This window comes from Streptomyces sp. NPDC050416, assembly GCF_044458845.1.
Classification (GTDB): Bacteria; Actinomycetota; Actinomycetes; order Streptomycetales; family Streptomycetaceae; genus Streptomyces.
In genome coordinates, this window is the sequence record NZ_JBITII010000012.1 from 251,419 (window position 1) to 262,878 (window position 11,460).

The following is an 11,460-nucleotide window of genomic DNA, read 5'->3' on the forward strand; positions in this document are numbered from 1 at the left end:
CGGCCAGGTACCGGCCCTCACCGCTGAACAAGCCGACCGAGGCCCTGGGTCACCTCGGAGACACCACGTTCGGCCTACCGTCGTACCAGGGCGCAGAAGTGGCCCGCGCTCTCAGGGCCGACAACCAATTCGTAGCGATCGTCCTCGGCGAGAAAATCTCGGACGGCCTGTTCCGGGCCGGAGGAGAAGTATCGGTAGTCGTCGACCATCAGGACGGAGCCAGGCCGTGTCCTCGGCCCGAGGAGCCGTAGGCCCGTCAGGATGGGCTTGTACAAGTCGAAGTCGAGATATCCGAACGCCACGACCTCCGGCAGCTCCCGAACGTCTGGGGTGATGAAGCCGGCGACGATGTGGGTGCGCTCGGTGGGGAAACCCACCGAGGCGAGATGCTGCCGGACAAGCTGCTGTGGGAACGACATCGCGGACTCGTAGCTGTCCATCGATCCCCTGTTTTCGATGTCGTCGATGAGTCTGTCTTCGGCGGTGGGACGAGACAGGCCCTGAAACGAGTCATACAGCCACAAGTCCCGACCGTCATTCAGAATTTCGTTCGCCAGCAGCGCCGAGGTGGCGCCCTGCGCGACGCCCATCTCGACGACATCGCCTTCACCACTGTCCCGCGCGGACTGCAGCCAGTGCAGAAGGAACATCGCCTCACCGATCTCTGTCCCCACAAGCTTCGTCAGCAGTGGGAGTCGGCCTTCCCGCTCCCGCAGGTCAGGAAAGACGCGCTCGACGTAGACGTCATACAGGCTCTGCACCGCGCGGGCGTATCGCCTTCGGCCGGCCTCTTCCTCCCCCATCGTGATCACGCGAGCCCCGGCAACACCGAGGAAGCGGTCGAGAGTGGACCGTGTCACTGTCCTTACATTGGGCATGTAATGACTCTATCCATCAAAAATCGGGTGACCCAGTCTCCTGCTTGGCGAGTTGTGGGCCGAAGCCGACGCCTCCGCTGCATCCGCACGACCTGATTCCTGCTGAAGAGAATCATGAATTCTGTCGCGGAAGAACATGACATCGCATTGGAGCATCTGACCTGTTCTTCGATCTGCAAAGCCAGGCACCACACCCATCAGTGTCAGACCATATCGGCGTTGGGCAAGGTCAAGTGCCTCGGCCAACTGCAGACCACCTTCGTACAGAGGAACACAGGAGACCTCCATCTGGAGTCCTACGCAATCATGGATATGGTCTCCGGCCCCGCGCAGGACTGCCTCCTCGTATCCCTGCACATCGAGCTTGAGGAAGACACGGTCTCCCGGGCGCGTCACCTCGGGCCACAATGCCTCCAGACGACGCTGCGTGATCTCCTGCCGGTCCACATAGCCAGATTCCGGACAGGCATCGAGGTGTTTCGGGAGCATCGGCAGGATGGAACTGCTCGCCGCGTCATTTCCGGACACGTTGATGACGACAGTGGCATCCTCGTGGCCCAGCGCGTAGGGGAACACTGTCCACAGCGCATCCGTGGCCGCACGGCGGTGCAGGGCCTCCAGCGGTCTGCTCAGTGGTTCGAAAGAGACGATGCGCCCCCGGTACCCGAATCGACGGAGCATGGCCCCGTACTGTCCGCGGTTGGCCCCCACATCGATGACCACATCGATGTCGAAGTGGGACAGCAATTGCACAAGGCGGTTCTCGAGAGAACCCGCGGGGAACCGACTCACATCGATACCGAAGTGCTGAGCAATCGTACGGGCTCGTCGAAGAAGGGTCACCCCGACATTGTGGCTCTTCTCTCCGTAAGTCCGTGGAACGCGGGCTCGCGCGTCGCCAAGGCAGCCGGAGGCGCGGTGGAACATGAGCCGTCGGTCCCGGAGGCGGCCGGTGTGGACGACAAGGACGCCTTATCACCTGGCGGTCGATGTTCCTGGGCCGAGAGCAGGACGGCCCAGTTGAGAGCCAGGAGCATCAAGTTGCACGAGAGGCCGCCCAATCTCTCCATCGGAGACTCGGTAAGACAGCGGATCAGAATCATCACCTGGAGAGCGAGAAGCAACCCCCCAGTTTCTCGGGAGAGTCGCTTACTGTGCACCAGCATGACCGAAAGAAATGAAATGAGCCCGATAAAGCCAATGATTCCATAGGCCCCCAGCGTCTGGAGCGCTTGGTTGTGCGCTTGCCCTACCCAGAAGAGAGACGGGTCGCGCATGACCTCCATGCGGTATTCAATGGAGAAGAGAGTGGGGCCGTACCCGGTCAGCGGATTCTGTCGAAGTTCCGCCATGGCGTAGTTCCACGCCAGCGTGCGCCCGTTCAGCGTACCGATCTCGCCGTCACTCATTGCGTCAGCAAGGAGCATCTGCGTCCTTTCCATGAGAAGCGCTGCAGCGAGCAAGGAAACGCAACTCATGAACAACGCGAACTTGGGGATGCCATGTCGTCGACGCTGATGAACTCGCTGGAAGCACAGCAACGCAATGAGGCAGAGCCACGCTGTACGCGACTGGGTCAGAAGCAGAACGGCACCAGCAGCAAGTGCGTGAAAAATCCACCCGCGCCGCCGGAACAGGGAGTGCACCTCCAGGGCCAGGGAAACTGCAGCCACCGGCCCCAGGAAGTTCGGGTGCGTCGTAAATCCAATAAGCCTCCCCATGCCGAGCCCCAGATAATCTCTGAAGATCGCCAGGTCTGCCGCGGTTGTGAGTTGCTCAAAAGCCCATTCAGGAGCAACGATGACCGACAGCAGACTTCCCCACACATAGACGCGGGCGATACGACGGACGTCGGAAATTGTGCGCTTTATCGGTGGCGGCTGCCCCAGGCAGAATGCCGCGAGCACGAGCGGAGCTGTCAGGAGTTCTTGCCAGGAGCTGCTGAATGCATCAAGGGCTGCCGAGATGATCGGTCCTGCGAAAAACAGAAACCCAACGACCAGCAGAACTCCACGATTTCGGCTCAGAAAACCCTTCCGCCATGATGTGAGAATCGTGATGATCGACAATGCGACGAGCATTGCTGTGAGCGATTGCGCCACAGCCAATCGCCATCCGACATACGGATTCATCTCGGCAGTGATGTCCCGTGAGGCGTCACGCCGCACCAGGAGAGAATTTACCGCCGGTCCAATTCCTGCCAGATACAGCAGCATACGTTTGAAAATTGCGCCGACGCCGTCCAAAATTCCCTCCGTATGGTAGGAGCAGGTCAATGATGTGCGGCGCGGAATAATGAGACACATAACCCCGCATGCTGCTGGAACCGGACCGATGAGTGATCCGCAGAGCGTCCTACTGCTTGGCCAGCTCTCGGAACGAATGGCTCCGGCCCGACGCGTTCGGCAGCGGAAGGGCACTCAGCTCGGCGTCGACCATCAGCCGGGCCAGTTCCGGGGCTTGCACCGTCGGGCGCCACCCCAGGATCCGCTCGGCCTTCGATGCGTCTCCGACGAGGTCGTCCACCTCGGTCGGCCGCAGGTATCGCTCGTCGAACCGCACGTGGTCCCGCCAGTCGAGGCCGACATGGGCGAAACACTGCTCGACGAAGTCGCGCACGCTGTAGCTGACGCCGGTGGCGACCACGTAGTCGTCCGGTTCGTCCTGTTGCAGCATCCGCCACATCGCCTCGACGTATTCCGCCGCGTATCCCCAGTCCCGCCGAGCGTCGAGATTGCCCAGGTAGACCACGTCCTCCAGGCCGGCCTTGATGCGCGCGGCGGCCGTGGCCACCTTGCGGGTGACGAAGGTCGGGCCACGGCGAGGAGACTCGTGGTTGAACAGGATGCCGTTGACCGCGTACATCCCGTACGCCTCCCGGTAGTTGCGCGTCGCCCAGTACGCGTACACCTTGGCGACCCCGTACGGGGAGCGGGGGTGGAACGCGGTGCCCTCGTGCTGAGGCGGCGGGGAGGCACCGAACATCTCGGAGCTGGATGCCTGGTAGAACCGGCAGGGCAGGCCCGTCGTCCTGATCGCCTCCAGCAACCGCGTGGTACCCAGTCCGGTGGCGTCCCCGGTGAACTCGGGCTCGTCGAACGAGACCCGCACATGGGACTGGGCGGCCAGATGGTAGACCTCGTCGGGGCGCAGCCGCTCCAGCAGCCCCGCGATCCGGGTTCCGTCGGTCAGGTCGCCGTAGTGCAGGAAGAGACGCGCCCCGGGGTCGTGCGGATCCCGGTAGAGATGGTCGATGCGTTGCGTGTTGAAGGTCGAGGCGCGGCGGACGATTCCATGCACCACGTACCCCTTCTCCAGCAGCAGTTCTGCGAGGTAGGAGCCGTCCTGGCCGGTGATGCCGGTGATGAGCGCGGTCTTGTCCGTCACGCGGATTCCTTTGCTGGGCTGTGCTGGCTGGAAAGCGCACCTGAGCGGGGGCGGGAAGCGGCGGGCACGGCTCACTTCCTGGCGACCAGGGACTTGGGAAGTCCTGCGAAGCGTTCGAACCAGATGGTGGAAGCGGGGAAGTAGGACCTCATCTCGGCCGCGGACAGCAGCTCGACCTCCTGGACGTCGCGGGTGGCCTGCGCACGCCCCGCGCGTGGGACGTGCCCGTGCCCCCAGTGCCGGGAGACAGCGACGCGAGCCGGGAACGGGAGCCATTGAAGCCCTGGGAACAGCCAGTGGGGTTCGACGGGGAAGTAGCGGTAGGGGGTCTGCACCCAATGGTGGTCCGCGTGGCTGTGCACCGTGTCGGCGAACTGCTTCCGCCGGTGGTGCCCTCCCACGTGCTCCAGGACGGAGTTCGAGTACACCAGGTCGAATCGCCGGGTGACCATGTGCGTCGGCAGCGAGAGGCTGCACGCGTCCGCGATGACCGGCGTGATTCCGGACTCGGCATGCCGGGCCGTGCGCGGGTCGAGATTGACGGTCACCACGTGGGCCGGCCGAACGGGCACGCCGCGCCAGGCGGTCGGAGTGCCGCCGAGGTCGAGAACATGCATGTCGGACAGGTCGGGAAAGCATCGCAGCAGTTCGTCCCAGCGCTTGGCGCGAGCCGAGTGGGCAAGGGTCCCGGGCCTCGTGGGGTCGGCGATCTTCGTCTTCAGCATGCTGCTCCCTCTCGGCCCGAACTCCGGCACCTCTGGCACCCGGCAAGAATACGGAAATCGGCGCTATAGTCCGCTTCATAACGTTGTGTCGCGTTTTCAGTGGTTGTACCATTTCTATCCAGCTCGTGGACGTTCCGTCCTCAAAATGCGTGGAGTCGGCGGCTCTTGACACAGCGTCCGCGAAGGAGGGCAGCGAAGCCCATGACCGCCCTTACTGATACCGGTGCCACAGTTCCGGCCGCCTCGGGGGCGAACAGCCCCGCTCCGGTGGCGGACGGCAGGGTGCACCGCCCCCTCGACCGCTCGGCGCGCGTGTTCGTGGCCGGGGGCTCCGGGTTGGTCGGTTCGGCGGTGCGCAGGGAACTCCGTCATGAACGGTTCACCGATGTGGTCGCGCCCTGCTCGGCGGAGCTGGACCTGAGGGAGCGGCGGGCGGTGTTCGACTGGTTCGCGGCCAAGCGCCCGGACGTGGTGGTACTGGCCGCGGCGCGCGTGGGCGGGATCAAGGCGAACGCCACCCGGCCCGCCGAGTTCCTCTCCGACAACCTGCGCATCCAGGTGAACGTGCTGGACGCGGCTCTGGAGCACGGCGTGCAGCGGCTGCTGTTCCTGGGATCCAGCTGCATCTACCCGAAGTTCGCCGAGCAGCCGATCCGTGAGGAAGCGCTGCTGACGGGACCTCTGGAGCCGACCAACGACGCCTACGCCATCGCCAAGATCGCCGGCATCCTGCACGTGCAGGCGGTACGTCGCCAGTACGGGCTGCCCTGGATCTCCGCCATGCCGACCAACCTGTACGGGCCGGGTGACAACTTCCACCCCGAGCACTCCCACGTGCTGCCGTCCCTGATGCGGCGCTTCCACGAGGCGAAGAAGTCGGGTGCGCGACGGGTCGTGAACTGGGGCAGCGGCACGCCTCGTCGGGAGTTCCTCCATGTGGACGATCTGGCACGGGCGTGCCTGCACCTGATCGAGCACTACGACGCGGACAGTCCGGTCAACGTCGGCACCGGCACGGACCTGACCATCCGGGAGCTGGCGGAGCTGGTCGCGGACATCGCCGGATACCGGGGGAGCGTCGAGTGGGACACGAAGCAGCCGGACGGTACTCCCCGCAAACTCCTCGACGTGTCCCGGCTCACCGCGCTCGGCTGGGCCCCTCGTGTCGGCCTGCGGGAAGGCATCGCCCGGACGTACGCCTGGTACGTGGAAAGCCTCGAGTCCGGCACGCTGCGGAACTGACGGTCTCCGCGGCGGCCGGACCCGGAGCCGGGGGCGAATCGCCGGCGGCGCCGGTCCTCCTGCGGCGCACGGGTCGTCCTGGCCGGCGGGGGTGAGGGGGAGCGGCAGCAGGGCCGTCCGGCACGAACTCGGCGATGCCGCCCAGCCCTGGAGGATGAGAACGAGCGCCTTCCCGCAGAGCCCTGCTTCGGGCGGCCGGGGACCGCAACGGCCGACAGCGGGACTCCGGCGGCGACCTGAGTGGCAGCGCCGGAGGACCCGCTGTCGGCCGCCGGTATCGCACGGGCTTCGCTACGGTCGGATCGACAGGGGTGGTCAGTTGTGCTGGCGTCGCCGGACGGCCACCATCGTGCCGGCCCCGAGCGCCAGCAGCGCCGCCGTTCCGCCCAGCATGACGAGCGAACGGTCCTCACCGGTGTCGGCGAGGTGAGGCTTGTGCGGGCGTACGAAGATCTTGGCCTTCAAGGACTTGTTCGATTCCAGGCCCTTGAGGCGGAAGATGTGCTTGCCCGGGTCCGTCCACTTGGGGATGGTGACGGTGCCCTCCACCGTGCCGTTCGCGTCGGCGGTGAAGCGGCCCAGCTTGACCGGCTTCGAGAACAGGACTGCGGTTACTCCCTCGTTCGGATCGAACCCGGTCCCCGTGAAGCCGAGGTCGTCTCCCGCGTCGACGGTGGTGGCGGTGAGGGTCAGGTCCGGAGGGCCGGGTGGATAGGGCTGGGCGTGGGCGGGTTGGGCCCCGATGACTGGAACTGCGGCCAGGACAGCGGAGGCTGCCGCGGTCGCGAAAGCGGCACGACACTTCGATGACGCCGTCATCGCATTCACGCTCCTCAAGTGGATATAGGCGACGGCATGGTCCGACCCCGAGTACGGTATGTGCATAGTTAGCCCTTGATGTGGCTTGTTAAGCGACTTAGGAGGGTATGACGCCTTTTGGCGTAGGTGGATCACCGGACTGGCCGCCAGTCCCCGGATTCGAGGACCCGATTTGCTCGATGTGTGCTATTCGGTTGGTCGGCCCCTGGCGGCCGCCCCGACCGGCGAGGCCGTGATTCGACACGTGTCGCGCTTTCGGGGGCGCTGATGTCGCCCGGCGGAGACGCCGATGACGGAACCGCGCCACATGTCCTGGTCTCCTCTTCTTCTCTTCCTGGAGGGTGCGTGCCCCCGTTCCGCGTACTTGTGGTGTGCACCGGCAACGTCTTCCGCTCCCCGCTTGCCGAGTGCCTGCTCGGGCACCGGTTGCTCGAACATCGGCAAGAAATCCGAGTGAGCAGTGCCGGCACCCGGGCCGTCGTGGGTGTGCCGATGGCGGCCGCTGTCGCCTCCTTCCTCGTCGCACGGGGGGTGGCGCCCTGCGAGGTGGGCGCCCGCCGACTGACCAAGGACATGGTCGAGAATGCGGACTTGGTGCTGGGCGCTGCGCGGGAGCATCGTGAGGCCGCTGTGCGGCTCTCTCCTGTGCGTGCGTTGTCCCGTGCGTTCACCTTCCTTGAGTTCGCCCGGCTGGTGCGGTCGGAAGACGCCGCAGGCGCGGTGGATCCGGCCGCACGGTTTGCCGCCCTCGTGCAGGGCGCCGCCGCTCGCCGTGGTGCCGTATCGGCGCGTAGGGGTGGCGTGGATGTGAAAGACCCTCTTGGGGCGCCCCCGTCGCAAGTGCACGAGTGCCTGGTTCAGATCGAGGAGACCGTGGAGCGGATCGCGGCACCCATGCGGACCGGATGGCATTCGTCCTCGTCGGCTGTGGGCCGGGCCGAGTCTGAGATGTGAACGCGCACCTCCTTGACGTGCTCATGGTGCCTCAGTTTCCTGGTAGGTGCGCGGCGCACATGGGAGCGCTCCCATATCAGTTCCGGGGCCGCGCCTCCCCGAGAGGAAGCAGCCATGTTCCGCACTCTGCGAAGAGCGCTGTGCGTCGCCGCGGCGCTCCTGTTACCCCTGGCCGGTACCCAGTCGGCCCGGGCCGACGCCGATGTCGACGCGCAGGCCGGCGCCGGCTACTGGCACACCAGCGGTCGGCAGATCCTGGACGCGGCCGGGCAGCCGGTCCGTATCGCCGGCGTCAACTGGTTCGGCTTCGAAACCGACATCCACGTCGTCCACGGCCTGTGGGCCCGCGACTACAAGAGCATGATCGACCAGATGAAGTCGCTGGGCTACAACACCATCCGGATGCCCTACAGCGACGACATCCTCAAGCCCGGCACCATGCCCGAGAGCATCAACTACGACGGCAAGAACACCGACCTGCGGGGCCTGACGTCGCTTCAGGTCCTGGACCGGATCGTGGCGTACGCGGGTCAGGCCGGCCTCAAGATCGTCCTGGACCGGCACCGCCCGGACGCTGCGGGCCAGTCGGCGCTCTGGTACACGGCGTCGGTCCCCGAGTCGACCTGGATCGCGGGCCTCAAGTCCCTCGCGGCGCGCTACAAGGGCAACCCCACCGTCGTCGGCATCGACCTGCACAACGAGCCCCACGACCCCGCCTGCTGGGGCTGCGGCGACACGGCCCGGGACTGGCGGCTGGCCGCCCAGCGCGCGGGCAACGCGGTGCTGTCGGTCAACCCCGAGCTGCTGATCATGGTGGAGGGCGTGCAGTCGCACAACGGCGTCAACGGCTGGTGGGGCGGCAACCTCATGGGCGTCGCCCAGTACCCGGTCCAGCTGGATGTCCCGAACCGGCTGGTGTACTCGGCCCACGACTACGCCACGTCCGTGGCCCAGCAGTCGTGGTTCAGCGACCCGTCCTTCCCCGCCAACATGCCGGGGATCTGGGACAAGTACTGGGGCTACGTCTTCAAGCAGAACATCGCGCCGTGTGGCTCGGCGAGTTCGGTACGACGCTCCAGCCGGCGGTGGACCAGAAGTGGCTGGCCGAGCTGGTCAAGTACCTGCGCTCGACGTCGGCGTACGGTGCCGACAGCTTCCACTGGACGTTCTGGTCCTGGAACCCCAACTCCGGTGACACGGGCGGCATCCTGAAGGACGACTGGCAGACCGTGGACACCGCGAAGGACGGATACCTGGCGGCCGTCAAGGCGCCGGGCTTCGAGGGCGGCGGTTCCGGACCCGGCCCGGGCGGACCGGGCGAACCGGGCGACCCCGGCGGTACGGCCGCCTGCTCCGCCGCCTACACCGTCAGCAGCGACTGGGGCGGCGGTTTCAACGCCGAGGTGAAGGTGACCAACACGGGCACCGTGCCGCTCAAGTCCTGGAAGGTGAGCTGGACATGGAGCGGATCCCAGAAGGTCACCAGCATGTGGAACGCCTCGCACACCCAGAACGGCGCGACCGTCACGGCGGTGAACGCCGCGCACAACGGCAGCGTGCCCGCAGGAGGTTCGGCGAGCTTCGGCCTGGGCGGTGCGCCCGGGGGCGGAAGCGTGCCGAGCGTGAGCTGTACGGCGACCTGACCGCGGAGTGAGGTGAGAGGTGAGAGGCGAGGGGCGTTCCGGAAATCGCCGGAACGCCCCTGTTTCTGAAGGCACTTGAACAGATGCCATGACTCGATTCGGTCAAGTCTTGGTCGAAAACGTACGTGCATGGCGCGCTCTTCCGAAACGATGCGGGACGGACCGTGGGACCCGCGGTCCTGACCCCCCTCACCGTTCTGAGAGAACTCCATGAGAAGAAGCGCAGCCGTCCTGTGCGGCGCGACCGTCGTCCTGGCCGGGACGCTCACCGCCGTCCCCGCCAGCGCCAGCGCGCCGCACTCCGCGAACACCGCCCAGGCCGCGAAGGTCACGTGGAAGAAGTGCGCCACGGAGGACTACCCGACGCTCCAGTGCGCGTCGGTGAAGGTGCCGCTCGACTACGCCAAGCCGCAGGGGAAGCAGATCACGCTGGCGCTGTCCCGCGTGCCGCACACCGCAAAGACGTACCAGGGCCCGCTGCTGGTCAACCCCGGCGGCCCCGGCGGCAGCGGCCTGTCGCTGGCCGGGTTCGTCGCGTCCTCCCTGCCGACGGAGGTCGCCGCCCAGTACGACGTCATCGGGTTCGACCCGCGCGGCGTGGGCAAGAGCCAGCCCGCCCTGGACTGCAAGCCGGGCCACTTCGACCCGGTGCGCCCCGACTCCGTGCCCAGCACGCCCGCGCTGGAGAAGGCCAACCTCGACCGCGCCAAGTCCTTCGCCCAGGCCTGCGGCAAGAAGTACGCCGACGTCCTGCCGTACATCAACACGGTCAGCGCCGTGAAGGACATGGACTCGATCCGCAAGGCCCTCGGCGCCAAGAAGATCAACTACTTCGGCTACTCGTACGGCACCTACCTCGGCTCGGTCTACGCCAAGCTGTTCCCCGAGCGCGTGCGGCGCCTGGTGCTGGACTCGATCGTCGACCCGACCGGCGTCTGGTACGACGACAACATCCAGCAGGACTACGCCTTCGACAAGCGCCACAAGGCGCTCATGGCGTGGATCGCCAAGTACGACTCGACGTACAAGCTCGGCACCGACCCGAAGAAGGTCGAGGCCAAGTGGTACGCGATGCGGGCGGCCCTGGCCAAGAAGCCGGCGGGCGGCAAGGTGGGCGCCTCCGAGCTGGAGGACATCTTCATACCCGGCGGCTACAACAACGCCTACTGGCCCACCCTCGCCCAGACGTTCGCGGCGTACGTCAACAAGAAGGACACCGCCGCGCTGGTGAAGGCGTACGACAACATCGCCGCCATCGACGCCTCCGGCGACAACGGCTACAGCGTCTACACCTCGGTGCAGTGCCGTGACGCGTCCTGGCCGCGCGACTGGAAGCAGTGGCGCAAGGACAACTGGGCGGTGTACGAGAAGGCGCCGTTCATGACCTGGAACAACGCCTGGTACAACGCGCCGTGCGCGTTCTGGCCGACGAAGTCGCTGAAGCCGGTGAACGTGGCCAACGCCAAGCTCCCGCCGGTGCTGCTGTTCCAGGCGACGGACGACGCGGCCACCCCGTACCAGGGCGGTGTCACCATGCACCGGCTGCTGAAGGGCTCCAGCCTGGTGGTGGAGCAGGGCGGCGGCAACCACGGCATCTCGCTGAGCGGCAACGCCTGCCTCGACAAGTACCTGGCGACGTACCTCACCAGCGGCAAGGTGCCGCACGGCAGCGGCGTGGCCGACGCGGTCTGCAAGAAGCTGCCCGACCCGAAGCCGCAGGCCACGGCGGGGAAGACGCCGAGCACGGGCCAGTCGGCCGTCGCGACGGTCGGCGACACCCTGCGCGGGATCCTGGGCTCCGGGGTCTGAGCG

General features: G+C 66.3%; 9 protein-coding genes and 1 pseudogene. 4 read left to right on the top strand and 6 right to left on the bottom strand.

Features of this window, described 5'->3' with window-relative positions; genetic code table 11:
• Positions 1-74 precede the first annotated feature (74 nt).
• The 5 genes from ACIBL4_RS32645 to ACIBL4_RS32665 all read right to left on the bottom strand — a co-directional run bounded on the left by ACIBL4_RS32645 (position 75) and on the right by ACIBL4_RS32665 (position 4,990).
• Entirely contained in the window at positions 75-878 is an 804-nt protein-coding gene (locus ACIBL4_RS32645; protein WP_399415371.1) for a TylF/MycF/NovP-related O-methyltransferase, read from the bottom strand.
• 9 nt (positions 879-887) lie between these two features.
• Positions 888-1,721: an FkbM family methyltransferase gene (locus ACIBL4_RS32650; RefSeq protein WP_399415372.1), complete on the bottom strand. Its 834-nt coding sequence runs from the start codon at positions 1,719-1,721 to the stop codon at positions 888-890.
• The gene (locus tag ACIBL4_RS32655) at positions 1,718-3,124 is read right to left on the bottom strand and encodes an O-antigen ligase family protein (RefSeq protein ID WP_399415373.1); all 1,407 of its coding nucleotides are present in this window, start codon (positions 3,122-3,124) and stop codon (positions 1,718-1,720) included. The genes ACIBL4_RS32650 and ACIBL4_RS32655 overlap by 4 nt, the downstream gene beginning before the upstream one ends.
• Positions 3,125-3,233: 109 nt before the next feature.
• Complete coding sequence (gene gmd / locus ACIBL4_RS32660; RefSeq protein ID WP_399415374.1) at positions 3,234-4,265, bottom strand: GDP-mannose 4,6-dehydratase; 1,032 nt, start codon at positions 4,263-4,265, stop codon at positions 3,234-3,236.
• A gap of 71 nt (positions 4,266-4,336) precedes the next feature.
• A complete protein-coding gene (locus tag ACIBL4_RS32665; RefSeq protein WP_399415375.1) occupies positions 4,337-4,990 on the bottom strand; it encodes an SAM-dependent methyltransferase in 654 nt (217 codons plus the stop codon).
• 201 nt (positions 4,991-5,191) lie between these two features.
• On the opposite strand from ACIBL4_RS32665, the gene ACIBL4_RS32670 reads away from it, so the two are divergent.
• A complete protein-coding gene (locus ACIBL4_RS32670; RefSeq protein WP_399415376.1) occupies positions 5,192-6,232 on the top strand; it encodes a GDP-L-fucose synthase family protein in 1,041 nt (346 codons plus the stop codon).
• Positions 6,233-6,547: 315 nt separating this feature from the next.
• Here the strand turns inward: ACIBL4_RS32670 and ACIBL4_RS32675 are convergent, their stop codons facing one another.
• Positions 6,548-7,051: a hypothetical protein gene (locus ACIBL4_RS32675; RefSeq protein ID WP_399415377.1), complete on the bottom strand. Its 504-nt coding sequence runs from the start codon at positions 7,049-7,051 to the stop codon at positions 6,548-6,550.
• Between the two features lie 345 nt (positions 7,052-7,396).
• Here ACIBL4_RS32675 and ACIBL4_RS32680 point away from each other — a divergent pair, with 345 nt between their 5' ends.
• The 3 genes and pseudogenes from ACIBL4_RS32680 to ACIBL4_RS32690 all read left to right on the top strand — a co-directional run bounded on the left by ACIBL4_RS32680 (position 7,397) and on the right by ACIBL4_RS32690 (position 11,457).
• Positions 7,397-8,005, top strand: a complete 609-nt coding sequence (locus ACIBL4_RS32680; protein ID WP_399415378.1) for a low molecular weight phosphatase family protein — start codon at positions 7,397-7,399, stop codon at positions 8,003-8,005.
• Positions 8,006-8,119: 114 nt separating this feature from the next.
• Positions 8,120-9,648 (top strand): annotated as a pseudogene (locus ACIBL4_RS32685) (cellulase family glycosylhydrolase).
• Positions 9,649-9,858: 210 nt separating this feature from the next.
• Positions 9,859-11,457 carry an alpha/beta hydrolase gene (locus ACIBL4_RS32690; RefSeq protein WP_399415379.1) on the top strand — a complete coding sequence of 533 codons (1,599 nt, stop codon included), beginning with the start codon at positions 9,859-9,861 and terminating at the stop codon, positions 11,455-11,457.
• Positions 11,458-11,460 lie beyond the last annotated feature (3 nt).

What these genes read in the sequence shown, in the direction of transcription:
- ACIBL4_RS32670 (WP_399415376.1), top strand. Translation starts at nt 5,192, where the DNA reads ATGACCGCCCTTACTGATACCGGTGCCACAGTTCCGGCCGCCTCGGGG.
- ACIBL4_RS32665 (WP_399415375.1), bottom strand. Translation starts at nt 4,990, where the DNA reads ATGCTGAAGACGAAGATCGCCGACCCCACGAGGCCCGGGACCCTTGCC.
- ACIBL4_RS32690 (WP_399415379.1), top strand. Translation starts at nt 9,859, where the DNA reads ATGAGAAGAAGCGCAGCCGTCCTGTGCGGCGCGACCGTCGTCCTGGCC.
- ACIBL4_RS32675 (WP_399415377.1), bottom strand. Translation starts at nt 7,051, where the DNA reads ATGACGGCGTCATCGAAGTGTCGTGCCGCTTTCGCGACCGCGGCAGCC.
- ACIBL4_RS32645 (WP_399415371.1), bottom strand. Translation starts at nt 878, where the DNA reads ATGCCCAATGTAAGGACAGTGACACGGTCCACTCTCGACCGCTTCCTC.